General features: G+C 37.3%; 20 protein-coding genes. 15 read left to right on the top strand and 5 right to left on the bottom strand.

Annotated features, from left to right (window positions below):
* The first annotated feature begins 300 nt into the window (after nt 1-300).
* From JHL15_RS16340 to JHL15_RS16330, 3 genes are all read left to right on the top strand, one after another.
* Nucleotides 301-1071, top strand: a complete 771-nt coding sequence (locus tag JHL15_RS16340; protein ID WP_200247449.1) for a 4-hydroxy-tetrahydrodipicolinate reductase — start codon at nt 301-303, stop codon at nt 1069-1071.
* Between the two features lie 117 nt (nt 1072-1188).
* On the top strand, nt 1189-2055 hold the full coding sequence (locus tag JHL15_RS16335; protein WP_200247447.1) for a helix-turn-helix domain-containing protein: 867 nt from the start codon (nt 1189-1191) through the stop codon (nt 2053-2055).
* 87 nt (nt 2056-2142) lie between these two features.
* The gene (locus JHL15_RS16330; protein WP_200247445.1) at nt 2143-2865 is read left to right on the top strand and encodes an FAD-binding oxidoreductase; all 723 of its coding nucleotides are present in this window, start codon (nt 2143-2145) and stop codon (nt 2863-2865) included.
* Nucleotides 2866-2895: 30 nt separating this feature from the next.
* On the opposite strand, the gene JHL15_RS16325 is transcribed toward JHL15_RS16330, so the two are convergent.
* The 5 genes from JHL15_RS16325 to JHL15_RS16305 all read right to left on the bottom strand — a co-directional run bounded on the left by JHL15_RS16325 (nt 2896) and on the right by JHL15_RS16305 (nt 7582).
* Nucleotides 2896-3306, bottom strand: a complete 411-nt coding sequence (locus JHL15_RS16325) for a hypothetical protein (RefSeq protein ID WP_200247443.1) — start codon at nt 3304-3306, stop codon at nt 2896-2898.
* A gap of 390 nt (nt 3307-3696) precedes the next feature.
* The gene (locus JHL15_RS16320; RefSeq protein WP_200247441.1) at nt 3697-4536 is read right to left on the bottom strand and encodes a helix-turn-helix domain-containing protein; all 840 of its coding nucleotides are present in this window, start codon (nt 4534-4536) and stop codon (nt 3697-3699) included.
* Between the two features lie 477 nt (nt 4537-5013).
* A complete protein-coding gene (locus JHL15_RS16315) occupies nt 5014-5481 on the bottom strand; it encodes a thioredoxin family protein (protein WP_200247440.1) in 468 nt (155 codons plus the stop codon).
* Between the two features lie 9 nt (nt 5482-5490).
* Nucleotides 5491-6192 carry a peroxiredoxin-like family protein gene (locus tag JHL15_RS16310; RefSeq protein WP_200247438.1) on the bottom strand — a complete coding sequence of 234 codons (702 nt, stop codon included), beginning with the start codon at nt 6190-6192 and terminating at the stop codon, nt 5491-5493.
* Nucleotides 6193-6277: 85 nt separating this feature from the next.
* A complete protein-coding gene (locus tag JHL15_RS16305) occupies nt 6278-7582 on the bottom strand; it encodes a spondin domain-containing protein (RefSeq protein ID WP_200247437.1) in 1305 nt (434 codons plus the stop codon).
* A gap of 584 nt (nt 7583-8166) precedes the next feature.
* Here JHL15_RS16305 and JHL15_RS16300 point away from each other — a divergent pair.
* The 12 genes from JHL15_RS16300 (at nt 8167) to JHL15_RS16245 (ending at nt 14776) form a co-directional block, all read left to right on the top strand.
* Complete coding sequence (locus JHL15_RS16300) at nt 8167-8382, top strand: RebB family R body protein (RefSeq protein WP_034684366.1); 216 nt, start codon at nt 8167-8169, stop codon at nt 8380-8382.
* 18 nt (nt 8383-8400) lie between these two features.
* Complete coding sequence (locus JHL15_RS16295) at nt 8401-8934, top strand: hypothetical protein (protein ID WP_200247435.1); 534 nt, start codon at nt 8401-8403, stop codon at nt 8932-8934.
* Nucleotides 8934-9176: a hypothetical protein gene (locus JHL15_RS16290; protein WP_200247433.1), complete on the top strand. Its 243-nt coding sequence runs from the start codon at nt 8934-8936 to the stop codon at nt 9174-9176. The genes JHL15_RS16295 and JHL15_RS16290 overlap by 1 nt, the downstream gene beginning before the upstream one ends.
* Entirely contained in the window at nt 9160-9969 is an 810-nt protein-coding gene (locus JHL15_RS16285; RefSeq protein ID WP_200247431.1) for a hypothetical protein, read from the top strand. The genes JHL15_RS16290 and JHL15_RS16285 overlap by 17 nt, the downstream gene beginning before the upstream one ends.
* 54 nt (nt 9970-10023) lie before the next feature.
* Entirely contained in the window at nt 10024-10464 is a 441-nt protein-coding gene (locus tag JHL15_RS16280; protein ID WP_200247429.1) for a hypothetical protein, read from the top strand.
* Nucleotides 10465-10491: 27 nt separating this feature from the next.
* A complete protein-coding gene (locus JHL15_RS16275; protein ID WP_200247427.1) occupies nt 10492-10734 on the top strand; it encodes a RebB family R body protein in 243 nt (80 codons plus the stop codon).
* A gap of 1597 nt (nt 10735-12331) precedes the next feature.
* A complete protein-coding gene (locus JHL15_RS16270; protein WP_034684380.1) occupies nt 12332-12601 on the top strand; it encodes a RebB family R body protein in 270 nt (89 codons plus the stop codon).
* An 86-nt stretch (nt 12602-12687) separates the two neighbouring features.
* A complete protein-coding gene (locus JHL15_RS16265) occupies nt 12688-12951 on the top strand; it encodes a RebB family R body protein (protein WP_200247425.1) in 264 nt (87 codons plus the stop codon).
* Between the two features lie 82 nt (nt 12952-13033).
* Nucleotides 13034-13303, top strand: a complete 270-nt coding sequence (locus JHL15_RS16260) for a RebB family R body protein (protein WP_172279382.1) — start codon at nt 13034-13036, stop codon at nt 13301-13303.
* Nucleotides 13304-13363: 60 nt separating this feature from the next.
* Nucleotides 13364-13633 (top strand): RebB family R body protein, encoded by a 270-nt coding sequence (locus JHL15_RS16255; RefSeq protein ID WP_089027138.1) that lies wholly within the window; start codon nt 13364-13366, stop codon nt 13631-13633.
* Between the two features lie 86 nt (nt 13634-13719).
* Nucleotides 13720-13986, top strand: coding sequence for a RebB family R body protein (locus JHL15_RS16250; RefSeq protein WP_034684388.1), 267 nt, complete (start codon nt 13720-13722; stop codon nt 13984-13986).
* A 103-nt stretch (nt 13987-14089) separates the two neighbouring features.
* Nucleotides 14090-14776 (top strand): hypothetical protein, encoded by a 687-nt coding sequence (locus tag JHL15_RS16245; RefSeq protein WP_200247423.1) that lies wholly within the window; start codon nt 14090-14092, stop codon nt 14774-14776.
* The last annotated feature ends 4 nt before the right edge of the window (nt 14777-14780 follow it).

The following is a 14780-nucleotide window of genomic DNA, read 5'->3' as shown; positions in this document are numbered from 1 at the left end:
TATACCGTATAAATACTTATATCATTTTTGAGGTACCAAAATACAGTTGAATATTTGAAATAAGAACTTTTTGACGATTATTTTTTTTGGCTAAATTAAAATCGTTATTAGCAATAAATCGTCTGTTGGTCGTTGTTTGTGTTATGAAGGGGCATCATTTCTCTGGGTTGAAGTAAATAATTTTTCGTACATTACCTATCTCGCATTGATAAAATGTGTTCTTTAAATTTTTATTATTTATAATACATATGCTTTCTGAAAAATCAAAATGATTGTTACGTATATCAAAAAAAATATAATATGAAAATAGGGTTAATAGGATTTGGAAAAGCCGGAAAGGCAGTCGCGAATGTTGTATTACAGCATAAGGAATATACGCTTGAATGGGTGGTACGAAATAGTAAAATGATGGAACATGCATCTGCGAAAGAATTTCTGGGAGTTGATTGTACAGATCCGGCCCTGATTGTTTCGAAGCAGGGATTAGATATAAAAGATCTATTGGATGCATATCCGGTAGATGTTATTATTGATTTTTCCACAGAAGAAGGTATTTATCTCTATGGAAAAGTAGCAGCCGAAAAGAAGATTAAAATCATATCTGCTGTTTCGCATTACAGTGAAAAAGAAAAAGCATTTTTAAAACAACTCTCTGCGAACGCAGTCGTTTTCTGGTCTCCCAATATTACTTTAGGGGTCAATTACTTATTGTTTGCGGCTTCACTTTTGAAAAATATAGCTCCGGAAGTAGATATCGAAGTCATTGAAGAGCATTTTAAAGCCAAGTCCGGGATTTCAGGAACAGCAGTTAAAATTGCCGAGGCGTTGGATATAGAGACTGAAAGTATAAATTCTGTGAGAGTAGGAGGTATTGTGGGGAAGCATGAGGTGATTTTTGGGTTTCCTTATCAAACTGTAAGGCTTGTTCATGAATCTATATCCAGGGAAGCTTTTGGAAATGGAGCCTTGTTTGTCGCAAAGAATCTTACAGATAAACTCAATGGGCTTTATAATTTCGAAGATATTCTGAGGCCTTATTTTTTTAATGAATCTCGGAACAATCTGTCCTGATCTATGATGTCGTTTCTGATATAATCGTACACCTGGATAAGCTATTCTTATGTATGATAATTTAAAATAGCGGGTTGGAAAAATATTATTTATAAATTTGTTTCCTGATTTCGAAAGATGAAAAAAACAATTCCTACCTATGACTTAAACGATGTTTCTCAACATGGTATTGTCGTGGAAAGAGTTGAAAAGCGGATTGTAGGGATTGAAGATAATCTTCTTGATAAAGGAGTTCATCGGGACAGTCATTACATATTTATGTTTCTGGAAACAGGATATGCAAAAATGATGGTTGATTTTTCGGTTATTGAAGCTAATGAACCCTCTATTTTCTTTCTATTGCCGGGACAGGTACATCAGGGATTAGTGATGGATGAGGTTTCAGGATGGTTTCTCGCAGTGAAAACAGATCTGTTGTCTGAATCCGTGCGTTCTGTTTTTGAAGAATCTCTGGTTGAAGCAAAACCATTAGCGATTGGTCCCGACTGGATCGGAAAATTAAACAGTTGTGCTGCTGTACTTCAATCTTTCTGTACGGATGAAATGCTTTGTGCAAAGGAAGGATTTTCTGTTGTTCAGTCTTTAGTGAATGCTTATACCGGAATGTTTGCGTATAACTTTTTACATGATATAAAATCTGAAATACTAAAAGAAAGCCGGGCTCTACAATTGACACGGCAATTCAGGATCCAGATAAGGAAAGAATTTAAAACCCTAAAAAGTCCATCCTTATACGCCGAGGTACTGAATATTTCTCCGGGGTATTTAACAGAAGTGGTTCATGAGGCAACCGGAAAATCTGCTTTATACTGGATTCATCAGGAGATTTTAGTGGAAGCAAAGAGGTTATTGATCTTTACACATCTTACGGTAAAGGAAATAGCCCATGAATTGGGATATAATGATCACGCCTACTTTACCCGCTTGTTTACAAAGCTGGAAGGACGCTCACCATCTGGTTTTCGGGATCACAGCAAGAGATAGTATAAAACCACAAATTGTCCAATCAATTCCTTGAAATGGCTATCGACCTACTTTAGTTTTGTTGCTTCCTTTGCAATAAAATTTTTTATGCCAAGTTTACCAAAATGGATCAACGACACCGTGGAAAGCATGATGTCATCCAAATTTAAAGATTGCACGATTATATCAACCGAGAATATTTCAAATAACCTGCGTAGAATTCGTTTTGAAGCTGATTTGAACGGAGTGGAATTCGCACCGACCTACGCCATTGGGATCCGGATCAATGACAGGGACTTCCGAAACTATTCACCTTTCAATTTTGACAAGGAGAATGGAACTTTTGATATTCTTTTTCATCTTCATGATGCGACAGCGGTGGGTTGCAATTACATTAGCCAGTTAGCAGTAGGTGATTCAATGAAGATTTTATTGCCAAGAGGGAAGAAACTTTTTGATCCGAAGGCAAAGATTCATTTTTCTGTAGGAGATGAAACATCACTCGGAAATTCACTTTCTATAAAGGAGGCGGCTGAAAATTCAGAGCGTTCTTTTCTTTGCCTCCATGAGTTGGAAGAGCCGGAAGCATTAGAAGCTTTGGATCTATATGGCTATTATATCCCTAAAAACAGTACGATGAGAACCATAGAAGCGCTGACTTGTTTTTTGAATGAAGAACGAAAAGCTGTGGATAGTGGAGATGTTCATTTTTACCTTACTGGTAATGGAAAAAAAATGACATTGATCCGTAAATTCCTTAAAGCGGGAGGTGTGATGCCTAATCAGATTAAGTCACAAGCATACTGGATAGAAGGAAAAAAGGGATTATAAAGTCTTTGTATACTTCTATGAAGTGCAGGATTAAACGAAAGAATTGATCATACGTACATAATCTTTATCACTGATGCTTGAAGCTTTTACTTTAATACGGAGTGGAGTTTCTTTTTGCTGACTATTCACTTCGATAATGACAATTTTTGCCATCATAGATCTTTTCATCTTAAGTGCTCTTAATCTGTTTACCGGATAATCGATATGTGGACGCACAACTCCTGTTTTAATGGGATGATAAGATTTGATTGAAAAAACAGCTCCTGTATTTTCAAAGTGGAATACCCGTAACCGGATAATATTGTTTAAGATCAATAAAAATATGATGATGGAAATAGATAATAATGGCCATTCAATGTTTTCATGAATATAAGATTTCAGAATACATCCTGCTATGACTAATAAAACATCAATTACTAAAAGAGCCATAAGAATTCTCATTCTGAACACAATTTTGCCTTTATTAGTGATAACCATAGATATTATATTAATTAGTCTTAAATTATTATTTATTCGATAAAAATAACAATATTATTTTATATTTAATATGTTAAATTCTATTTTTTTAATAAAAAATAATTTTGCGTGTGGTAGCTGATCAGCTAAAACAATGTTTATCAGTAATAATAGCCGTATGTTTTTGTATATTAATTCACATTGGTTTGAGAAAAAAATATTATTGGGAAAATTCTGAAGGTAAATTGCTGGAATGCAATAAAAAGGGAATGAATTGACATCATTTTTTTATTGTATTGGTAGAGATGTAGTTGTTTGATTGCCCTATCAGTCGGCCATTCGGAAGAATTGATGAAAAAATAATAGGTACAAATGTTAAGAATTTCTGAACTCCGAAGCATTGCCTCCGGAATACATTTTAAAAAAACGACTGAAATGTGCTGAACTTTCAAATCCGAGTTCATAAGCAATTTCTTTTACAGACTTATCGGTATAATGAAGATAGCGTTTAGCTTCCAGAATAATTCTGCTTTGAATTATTTTAGATGGAGCCGGTTGTTTTAAAATGGCGAAGATGTTACTGAGTGTTTTTGGTGATTTATTGAGTGCTGCTGCATAGAAGTTTACACCATGCTCTTTTTTAAAGTTTCCCTCGATCACCAGCATGAATCTTCTCACCAGATCCATTTTTTCATCGGAAAAGTGCTGATAGCTCTCGCTTTGCTGTTTGGCAATCCGGGTTGTTTTAATGATCAGTTGTTTCAGCAAAGTCCGCAGCATTTCTCCCTGGAAATTATCGGTTGACTCCCATTCATCATAGAATAGTTTTTCAAGCTGGAGCATTGCTTTTTTTTCACTTGGGCTTAATTTAATAAACATCGGATGCTGGATGCCGTAAAAGAGAAATCCTACACAACCCACTTCTGCGTCGTGATCTACAATACAGTAGAACTCACGATTGAACTGCCATGCAATAAGTTGATCCGGACGTTCAAAAACAAAGTGGAGACTTGCTACCAATGGTAAAATACAACCTTCCGGCAGTGTATATTCAATTTCGTCTATGGTTACCGATTGTGCCTCTCCTTTATTATAAACAAAAGTATTGATGGGAACGGGTGAGCCATTCCGTAATCCGATTCCCTTTAATTCATCACTATTAATATGCATGATAAAACGGGCGAGGGTAGACTTCTCTTCGTATTTCCGGATCATAATCTCTCTTTTTTATATTGCTGACTTTTTTATATTAAAGTAGAAGCTTGCGATTAAAGAATAGTAATTTTATTTCAACTTTTGTTTTCCGATAAAAGATTTCTCACTATGTTCGAAATGACAAATCCGTTTAAATTTCAAATGGTCAATTTTACAAATATGCGATTTCGCAATTCAGCCTTTTCGCTATTTTACTTTTTATTTTATAGACTATTAACAATAGATTTCTCATTATGTTCGAAATGACAAATCCCTTTAAATTTAAAACGGTCAATTTTACAAATATGCGATTTCGCAATTCAGCCTTTTCGCTATTTTACTTTTTATTTTATAGACTATTTAACAATAGATTTCTCACTATGTTCGAAATGACAAATCCTTTTAAATTTCAAATGGTCAATTTTACAAATATGCGATTTCGCAATTCAGCCTTTCCGCCTTTCCGCAATTTCACTTCGAACACAAACCTAAAGGTACCTATTTTTTTGCTATTGCCTGTTGTCCCAGTTCAATCAGGTTTTTACCATCCAGGTAGCCTATTTGTTTTAAAGTCATCTTTCCGTCAGGACTGAAAAAAAGCAATGAAGGGTAGGAGTTGACCTTCCAATCTTTGGCCAGCTGAATCCCTTCACCTTTTTCCATATCCACCGTATAATTGATGAAGTTTTTATTAAAATAAGCAGCAGCGGCTTTATCTTTAAATGTTGTCGATTTTAATAACTTACAAGGACCACACCAGCTGGTGTAGGCATCTACAAAAATAGTTTTGCCACTTCTTTTTGCTTCAGCAGTCACTTCCTTCCAGCTGTTGGTTTTGAAATGAATTTCTTCTCCGGACATGCTGTTTTTACTTGCTTTTTGTTGGGCTGCTGTAAAGTTTGTAGCCAATAATACAACCATCAGGTTGAATAAAAAGCGTAATTTTTTGTTTGTGTAGGTAATCATTGTTTCTAATTATAGATCGTTTATAATGTTTTGAGCTACTGATTTCAATAACTCTGGATTAAGTCTTTGTTTAAAATCAGGGTTGATGTATTCAAAATGAATCGTCCCTTTTTTATCTAAAATAAATACTGAAGGAACAGGTAATAATAGGTCAATATTTTTTCCTCCTGTAGTTTTTGGAAGCATTTCCCAATATCCTTTTGGCGCTTTAAAAGCAATACCGAATTGTTTTGAAACCACCAGATCAGCGTCTGATAGTAAAGTGTAGCTTAATTTTTCTTTAGTTGCAGACTGCATAAGTCCTTCAGGTTGATCCGTACTAATCGCGATGATCTGATAACCCAACTTTTCCAAATCAGGAGCTATATCCTGTAATCCTGAAAGCTGTTTTGAGCAATAAGGACACCAGCCTCCCCGATAGAATATCAGGACTGTTGGTTTTTCAGCAACAGCTTTGTTGAGATTGAAACTTTTTCCCGTTGCATCTAATATATTGACCGTAGGAATCTTTTCTCCAATTAACAATGGGCTGATATCTTCGGGCTTTTGAGGAATAGTGTAGGATACCTGTTTCATTTCTTGCCCTGTTGTTTTCACACCATCCATTTTCATTTGACTTTGTTGAGCCTGAACTGTCAATGACAGGGAAATAAAGAAAAGAGATGCGACCGTCGATCGGGTGGAGATTATTTTTTGTGCTAAATTTTTCATTGAGAATTAATTTTTTAATCAATCAGGTAAAAATTGGACACTCAAAAAGTGCCCAATTATTTATATTTTTTTCTAAAATGTCCCGTTATTGAAGGGTTACTTTGATCATATTGGAGATAGCGGGTAATGTGGTAAATGCATTTGGATTGGGAACCTCCTGTATGGGTTTACTTTCCGTCAACGGTGTACCTGCTAAATTAAACTGAGTAATTCCTGCTCCAGGAAACTGATTTAGTGCTGTTCCATTATCATATAAAGCAATTGATGTGGAGATATCACCTTTTTGTGTGGCATCTATACCATTTCCTTTTGTTGCAAAGAACCAGTCATTAGAGAAGCCATACATGGTAGCGATTGCAATTTTATCACCAGCTTGTACATTCAATTGTTGAGAAACTTTGCCTCCGGATTGTCCTGCAATTTTTGGTAATAAGACCGTTGAGCCTGCAGCGGGTAAAACATACACCTGTTTAACTCCTTGAACTTGTTTTAAGTAGGCTGCTAATACTGAAGCATCTCCTTTTTGAGCCAGTTCCTTTAATCCTTTTCCTCTGTCAGCTTCTCCGGTTTTGTATAGTGGATTGTCTATTCCATTGTAAACCACTACCAATATTGGAGAAAGAGGGGTAAAGATTCCGGTTTGTCCTTTGATGTAATTCCCAAGATCCATAGTATCACCTGCTTCTGCAATTTTTGTCAGGCCATTCATAGAAGGCTTTCCTTTTTCATAAAGTGGATTAGGATTAAGAAGGTTTCCTCCTGCTATATAAGAAATAGCCCATACTCCCGGACTGAAGGGTGTAGGATTGGAGGTAGTACCCGATGTATTTGTAATCGTTAAAGTAAACATTGAATTTCCATCATAATGAAGACTTGCTTTCATTAATGAAGAAGCTGCTGCATAGGTATTACCCTGTGCATCGGTTCCTGAAACCTCAGTAATATTTTTAGCAGTTGTTTCCGCTGTTCCGGGATGCATTACTGTAGCTCCTGGAGTCTGGTTAATTCTTGTTCCGTTATCCCATAATTTGATTTGGGAAGAAACATCTCCCTCAATAGGAGTCCCATTATCCTGATATAATTTGATCCCAGGGTTTTCCGGTGCAAAGAAAAGGTCATTGGACCAGCCGTACATAGTGGCGAAACTTAAAGCCTGGCCTTTTGCCGCTGAAAACTGAATCGTTGTAGATTCTCCGGGCATAATAACAGGAGAAGCTCCATTGTTTTTAAAAGTGCCGGATTCCACCAAAGGTTTAGAATCAAGTACATTTTCTACGGTTATTGTTGATGGCATTCCACTTTCCATCGTGTTGTCATCATTATCATCACATGCTAATAAAAAGAAGGGTATAGCAGCTAATGCGAACCAACTCGATTTTAATTTATTCATTTTCATCTGTTTAGATATTTAAATTACAAAACAAAGGTATCAGAATACCTGCCTATGACAGATACCTGCATTTCCCGTCGTGTTGACGATATTTCCCGAATGTATATAAGAGGTGTTTGAATGAATAAGTGGAGAATACTGATCTTTTTTAATACAGATCCAATACCTACAACTTGTTGTTGACGAAATACAACGATCACATTATCGGGAATTTTTGATTCAGAATAAAAAAAAGAATGAGATAATAATAGCACAGAAATTTATCAAATTAAACTTTTTTTTGATTATTCTGGTATAATATAAAAGCTTGAAAATACTTCTAATAAGGAGTTTTTACGAATAATTGGATCACGTGTTTTTCTTTGAATTTCACTTTTGGGAGAATTCCCTAGTTTTTGAAAATCAGTTTTTTCCCTGAACGATGACATGTTTTAGTTTATGAAATTTGTATCAGACAAAAGAGAGAAAGTAACAAAGTACTTACGATTCCAATCGCAATATAAAACAAAAGATGGAATTGAGATGAGAGAAATCTTAGAGAATGTCAAAAAAACTAAAACTAAATAACCATTTAAACGAAAAATATGGCAGACACAGTAAACAACCAGACTACAGATGCAGTTACGCAGACCAACGTTACCGTGCTCGGTGAGTCTCCGGCACAGGCCATGAGTATGCTTTATCAGATGGCTACGCATGCCAGTGGAATTTCCATTCAGAATTCGGTATCCAATCAGCAAAACCTGAATCAACTTAACCCTGCGATTGTTGCGGATGCCATTAAGATTTTAAAAGGATAACCCTAAAACCTTATAACCATGGCTGACAAAGATGCAACGAAAAAAGCAAAAGCCGATCCTACCACTCCGGAGGAGAAAGCAGTAGTGTTTGTAAATACGGAAGTATTATCGCCACCCACGGCCGATCCGATGCTGGGAGCTGCGAAAATAATGATTGATCAGTCGACCGGAATGATGGTACAGGATTTACAGTCATTTTTAAAAGGATTTGAACAGGTGGGTCTTGTCGCCTTGACTAAACTAGCTAACAATTATTTAACCTACGGGAATTATTTTCCTCCACAGAACGCCGCAGGCGGGGGCGGAGGAGGTAGCTCTACGGAAAAAGGTGAAGAAGGTACTGCTCAGGATCCTACAGGTGGACACGGAAATGCAATGATGAAGGATCTGTTCAAGATCGTAAGTGATTATGCTGAGGCAAAGACGAAACTTTCCGGTACGATTTTCAACAATAATATCACTCCATATTCAAGCGGAATTCCAAACCTTCCCCCATTAGCAGATATTTCCGAGGAATATGAAGAGGAAGATCCTGAAAAAAAAAACGAGTAGTGTCACCGGTTACGGAAGAAACCTCGGAACACAAGGATCCTATGAAAAGAAACTTTACCGTGGCCGATCACGGAGGGGGAGTCGTACTAAAATCCATAAAATTAGAAGAGCCTTTGGTAAAGCCAGAGATTAAAGAAGCAGTAGTTCCTGTAGAACAACACATCAGTGAACATGTCAAAAAGACAATAACAACAAAACTAATCGAAAAACTTAAAAAAATAAGAGATGAATTATTCAATTGAAGCAAAACCGGCTAAGGTTTTAAACCTGCGTACCCTCAGGGAACTGAATGAAAGCCTTTATCTTACCAGAACAGATGATAATGCCTATTTCAGTGTAAAGAAAACAGAAAATAACGGTGACCGTGATGTATTTGGCCTGCAAACATCCAATGTCACGATCCAGCCTACTGTAAGGCCTGTGATCAGTATGAAAGGCAAAAGAACCAATAATTACCAGTCCTTTGTCGTCGAACCTAAAGATAGAGCTACAGGAATAGCGGTAATTATGGTCAAACTGGAAGAGAATCAGACTTTTTTCTGTAATGTAAGGATACTGCCTTTGAGCACCCTGTCAGATATTGCTGAACCGGAGATCGATTCCAAGCTTCTCACTATTAATCTTGAAAAATCCAAATGTGTTCTCAAGACAGACATTACGATTACAGCATCCAATACGGGAGAAGCTCTTTATTCAGTGCATGATGTAGATGTAAATGCTATTGCCAATTTGGTTACTCCGGAGGAAATCATAGAATTAAAACGGGAACTGGAATTCCAGGGGTCGAAACTGATGGCTCATTATTTCCAGGAGATCCTTGATATCATTCTCAATGAAACCGTTCCGGTACATGGCAAGCTGCCGGTGATTCCGGATGATTATATCCTAAGCCTTCCAAACGATCAGATCAAGGAGATGATGTCTGCATGTGCGATCACGGGTTGTATTGCTCTGGAGATCATAGGAGCTAATGTAATACAGGACCTTAACAGGGACTGGACTACTGCAGGTGCTTTTATAGGCTATTTGCTGTAGGATCACATTTCTGCAAAGCCATTTCTTTTTCACCCACCCTTAAAAATACTACCCATGCGAAGACGAATACATCACAGGGCTTCCAAGCCTGCGCGTACCTCAGAACAGGATCCGATTCCATCAATAATGGAACCTGTGGAATCTGTTGAGTACATTGAATCTATTGAAACGATCGAGCCGGAAATAGTGGAAGAAGACTTGATGCCTTTCGTTATCAATAATGAAGATGAGATCATTAATTATATCAAGGAAAAAGCAACCAAAGAGACCTTGAAATCTCTAGCTCCTTTGCTTGAGAAACTTGAAGAAGCAGTGAAGCAACAACAGGCTTATCAGGCAGCAGCGCCTGTGACGGGTAATCCTGTTGCCATGAGCTACGAAGAACAATTACAAAAGCTTCAGGAAACTTCCAGGGGAAGGATAAAGGAAAAAGAAATGAAGATTACAGAAAGAATGAACAAACTGCAGGCAAGATTTGCCAACATCCGTAAATAATCAAAATAACCAAAAAAATTAATAGTTATGGTACACAATCAAAATGAAATCAATTTAGAAGTGGTAGGAATGTCTCCCGCTGTACCTACTGCAATTTCTATGCAGGTAAATGCGCACTCTACAGGATTAATGTATGAACAGTCCGTGTCGCATCAACACAGGGATTCCCTTATCGGTTTGAGTAATTCTGTTATGGGAATTAAAAAAATGGGCTCCCGAAAATTAAAAAGAGAGCTGTCGAATTTTAGAAAAGGACGTTTTAATTTCTAGTTAGTACGGATGCGGTTTTCTTCCCTGTGGAAATGGAAGCGGGTGCCCTCAACATATATTAGGTCAAAATTTTTCATCCTCCCACCCGCTTTCAGAATGTTGTAGATGCCCCCAAACGAGCAAATGTCATGTGGAAATGCAATCTCTCGCTCAAAACGTAAACTCTATACAGCAGCCTGCAGGAGAAGAATGGTTTCTTTCAGATAGAGGTAGAAACCAGGAAGGGACCGCATCCTTTTATTAAAAGATCAACCGTTTATATATATACTATCTGCGCGTCCGCCTGATCCGCGAGAAAAAATAAAAGTAACATATCAAACACACAATGCCCGTGATGGTTAGTGGCCAAAAGTGTTTATCAAGCCTACACAGAATTTTTATTCTTGCCGGTTTCGCGGATAATGCAGATACAGATTCCTCTCCAATGATCAGTCGAATTGGAACAGTATGAGATCTGATCGGTTTGAATGATCTGAGAGAATCACAAAAAATGAAGAGGTTAATTTCTCGCTGATTTAGCAGATACCGCAGATAATTATGCTAAAAGAAAATTATTACAGCAATATGAAAAAAAATCTGTGTTCTCTGTGTCATCTGTGGGCAAAAGAAAAGAGTAAAGCTCCCACAGATCCCACAAATATCACAGATGATGATGCTAAAAAATAGATAAAGCAGTATGAAAAAAATCTGTGTTCTCTGTGTCATCTGTGGGCAAAAGAAAAAAGTAAAGCTCCCACAAATATCACAGATGATGATGCTAAAAAATAGATAAAGCAGGATAAAAAGATCTGCGCAATCTGCCTGATCTGCGGGAGATAAAAAGAAGAGATTAATTTCTCGCTGATTTAGCAGATACCGCAGATGATAATGCTAAGAAAAATTAATTACAGCAATATGAAAAAAAATCTCTGTTCTCCGTGTCATCTGTGGGCTAAAGAAAAGAGTAAAGTTCCCACAGATCCCGCAAATATCACAGATGATGATGCTAAAAAATAGATAAAGCAGTATGAAAAAAATCTGTGTTCTCCGTGTCATCTGTGGGCTAAAGAAAAGAGTAAAGTTCCCACAGATCCCGCAAATATCACAGATGATGATGCTAAAAAATAGATAAAGCAGTATGAAAAAAATCTGTGTTCTCTGTGTCATCTGTGGGCTAAAGAAAAGAGTAAAGTTCCCACAGATCTCACAAATATCACGGATGATGATGCTAAAAAATAGATAAAGCAGTATGAAAAAAATCTGTATTCTCTGTGTCATCTGTGGGCAAAAGAAAAGAGTAAAGTTCCCACAGATCTCACAAATATCACAGATGATTATGCTAAAAGAAATCAAATAAAGCAGTATGAAAAAAATCTGTGTTCTCTGTGTCATCTGTGGGCAAAAGAAAAGAGTAAAGTTCCCACAGATCCCACAAATATCACAGATGATTATGCTAAAAGAAATTAAATAAAGCAGTATAAAAAAGATCTGCGCAATCTGCCTAATCTGCGAGAGATAAAAAAAACAAGATCGTAAGATCAAAAAAAACAGAAAACTAGTTTAACAATCAAATAATTATTAACCGGGATGTAAATCTCAAAAAAAACAAATTACAATTATGGCAACAACAGTTAATTCACAAATTACAGATGCAGTTACTCAATCGAATGTAAAAGTAGTAGGAGAAGCTCCTGCAATGGCTTTAGGAAACGTTTACCAAACTGCGGCACACTCTACGGGAATCATGTTTGAAAATGCAGTAAACACGCAAAACCAACAGAACATTCTAGGTCAGGCAGCTACTACTCAGGGAGTAATGCAGATCTATAGCCTGGATACTGTAGCAGATGCGATCTCTATTGCAAGAATGTTAAATCCTAATTCTTAAGAGCCTGTTTTTTCTGCTTTGGCAGGAAACCGATAACCATGACCGGAATATCAGGTTAAGAAAACTCTAATTAACAATTTATCATTATGGCAACAGTAGTTAATGAACAGATTACAGATGCCGTTACCCAGACCAATGTAAAGGTGGTAGCAGAAGCTCCGGCAGTCGCTTTGGGTAATGTGTATCAAACTGCCGCTCACTCAACGGGAATTATGTTTGAAAATGCGGTAAACACGCAGAATCAACAAAACATTTTAGGACAGGCGGCCAATACGCAGGGAGTGATGAGAATCTATAGTATAGATACTATTGCAGATGCTCTTTCTATTGCGAAGATGCTGAATCCTTAAAAATTCATTGCGTAAAGCAAACATTATCTTTTAACAACCGGATCATCCGGTTGTTATTCAAACCTAATCAAAAATTAATAATATGGCAACAGTAGTTAATGAACAAATTACAGACGCAGTAACTCAGACGAACGTAAAAGTAGTAGCAGAAGCTCCGGCAATTGCTTTAGGAAATGTATACCAGACAGCGGCGCATTCAACCGGGATCATGTTCGAAAATGCGGTGAATAACCAAAATCAACAAAACATTTTAGGACAGGCTGCAACCACTCAGGGAGTAATGCAGATCTATAGCCTGGATACTGTAGCAGATGCGATCTCTATTGCAAGAATGCTTAATCCGAACTCTTAAAAAATAATAACCATGATCGGATCGTCTGATCATTTTAAACTCTAATCAACAATAATCATTATGGCAACAGTAGTTAATGAACAAATCACAGACGCGGTAACGCAGTCCAACGTAAAAGTAGTAGCAGAAGCTCCGGCAATCGCTTTAGGAAATGTATACCAGACAGCGGCACATTCAACCGGAATCATGTTCGAAAATGCGGTGAATAACCAAAACCAACAAAACATTTTAGGACAGGCTGCAACCACTCAGGGAGTAATGCAGATCTATAGCATGGATACCGTAGCAGATGCGATCTCTATTGCTCAAATGCTTAACGCAGGGTCTTAATAACTCATTTCTGTAAACCGCAGAAAACACAATAAACCACGGCCGGAAGGTCCGGCCGTTTTTAAAATCTAATAACAATAATCATTATGGCAACAGTAGTTAATGAACAAATCACAGATGCTGTAACGCAGTCCAATGTAAAAGTAGTAGCAGAAGCTCCGGCTATCGCTTTAGGGAATGTGTATCAGACAGCAGCGCATTCTACCGGGATTATGTTTGAAAATGCAGTAAATACGCAAAATCAACAGAATATCCTAGGTCAGGCAGCCACTACACAAGGCGTGATGCAGATCTATAGCGTAGATACCGTAGCAGATGCTATTTCTATCGCTAAGATGCTAAATCCATCTTAATAAGAGCGTGTTTTTAGAATTATATTGTTCAGGGAGAATGCTTTTGGGTTCTCCCTGATTTTTTTAATAATGATAAACCTTAATAACCTAAAACAAAATTAATATGGGATTTTTAAAAGAGCGAGTGAAATTGGTAACAAGAGCTCTACGCCCCCGTTGGGATAATAGTGAACCTATTTACAGACACTTCATACGATTTGCACAATATGCACCTCAGCTTCGTATCGTTGATCATATACTCTCCCCAACAGGTAGAGTAGGATCTCCCTTTATGGAACCTTTTCGGATCATTGGAAGATATCTGCAATGGAAGATATGCTACGACGGACATGATTTTACATTTAAAATACTTGCCGGACCTACTACTCCCCAGCATAATGCACGGTCGTTCTTTGAATTCTCGAAGAATAATATAGGTCAGACCGTACCCGGTGCCATGAGAGGTGGAGATGGTGAGTTGATGGGAAGAAGAACTAATGGTGGATTAACTACAGCAATGTTCGGAGGACAGGTAAGGACAACCCATGATGATGAGAAGATGACCATGTTAAATTATGCAGAACCAGGGCATGTTTTCAGTGGAGGGCACCTGGGCCTTCAATTTATAGATGAAACAGACGGAAATACCTACCTTATAATGGCAGGAGGTGGATCTAATAATTTTTCCTCTATTAATCAGCTTTTTGGAAGCTGGGTATTTCCGAACATGGGAAGAGCGACTCTGGAAGCATACACAAGATATTATAATCTCCCTCGTAGAAAGCATACCGTTGAAGAAATCAGTAATTAGTCAT

This window comes from Chryseobacterium paridis, assembly GCF_016595215.1.
GTDB classification, from domain to species: Bacteria; Bacteroidota; Bacteroidia; order Flavobacteriales; family Weeksellaceae; genus Chryseobacterium; species Chryseobacterium paridis.
This window is presented reverse-complemented; position numbering and strand designations above follow the sequence as displayed.

What these genes read in the sequence shown, in the direction of transcription:
- JHL15_RS16340 (WP_200247449.1), top strand. Translation starts at nt 301, where the DNA reads ATGAAAATAGGGTTAATAGGATTTGGAAAAGCCGGAAAGGCAGTCGCG.
- JHL15_RS16335 (WP_200247447.1), top strand. Translation starts at nt 1,189, where the DNA reads ATGAAAAAAACAATTCCTACCTATGACTTAAACGATGTTTCTCAACAT.
- JHL15_RS16330 (WP_200247445.1), top strand. Translation starts at nt 2,143, where the DNA reads ATGCCAAGTTTACCAAAATGGATCAACGACACCGTGGAAAGCATGATG.
- JHL15_RS16325 (WP_200247443.1), bottom strand. Translation starts at nt 3,306, where the DNA reads ATGAGAATTCTTATGGCTCTTTTAGTAATTGATGTTTTATTAGTCATA.
- JHL15_RS16320 (WP_200247441.1), bottom strand. Translation starts at nt 4,536, where the DNA reads ATGATCCGGAAATACGAAGAGAAGTCTACCCTCGCCCGTTTTATCATG.
- JHL15_RS16315 (WP_200247440.1), bottom strand. Translation starts at nt 5,481, where the DNA reads ATGATTACCTACACAAACAAAAAATTACGCTTTTTATTCAACCTGATG.
- JHL15_RS16310 (WP_200247438.1), bottom strand. Translation starts at nt 6,192, where the DNA reads ATGAAAAATTTAGCACAAAAAATAATCTCCACCCGATCGACGGTCGCA.
- JHL15_RS16305 (WP_200247437.1), bottom strand. Translation starts at nt 7,582, where the DNA reads ATGAATAAATTAAAATCGAGTTGGTTCGCATTAGCTGCTATACCCTTC.
- JHL15_RS16300 (WP_034684366.1), top strand. Translation starts at nt 8,167, where the DNA reads ATGGCAGACACAGTAAACAACCAGACTACAGATGCAGTTACGCAGACC.
- JHL15_RS16295 (WP_200247435.1), top strand. Translation starts at nt 8,401, where the DNA reads ATGGCTGACAAAGATGCAACGAAAAAAGCAAAAGCCGATCCTACCACT.
- JHL15_RS16285 (WP_200247431.1), top strand. Translation starts at nt 9,160, where the DNA reads ATGAATTATTCAATTGAAGCAAAACCGGCTAAGGTTTTAAACCTGCGT.
- JHL15_RS16280 (WP_200247429.1), top strand. Translation starts at nt 10,024, where the DNA reads ATGCGAAGACGAATACATCACAGGGCTTCCAAGCCTGCGCGTACCTCA.
- JHL15_RS16275 (WP_200247427.1), top strand. Translation starts at nt 10,492, where the DNA reads ATGGTACACAATCAAAATGAAATCAATTTAGAAGTGGTAGGAATGTCT.
- JHL15_RS16270 (WP_034684380.1), top strand. Translation starts at nt 12,332, where the DNA reads ATGGCAACAACAGTTAATTCACAAATTACAGATGCAGTTACTCAATCG.
- JHL15_RS16265 (WP_200247425.1), top strand. Translation starts at nt 12,688, where the DNA reads ATGGCAACAGTAGTTAATGAACAGATTACAGATGCCGTTACCCAGACC.
- JHL15_RS16260 (WP_172279382.1), top strand. Translation starts at nt 13,034, where the DNA reads ATGGCAACAGTAGTTAATGAACAAATTACAGACGCAGTAACTCAGACG.
- JHL15_RS16255 (WP_089027138.1), top strand. Translation starts at nt 13,364, where the DNA reads ATGGCAACAGTAGTTAATGAACAAATCACAGACGCGGTAACGCAGTCC.
- JHL15_RS16250 (WP_034684388.1), top strand. Translation starts at nt 13,720, where the DNA reads ATGGCAACAGTAGTTAATGAACAAATCACAGATGCTGTAACGCAGTCC.
- JHL15_RS16245 (WP_200247423.1), top strand. Translation starts at nt 14,090, where the DNA reads ATGGGATTTTTAAAAGAGCGAGTGAAATTGGTAACAAGAGCTCTACGC.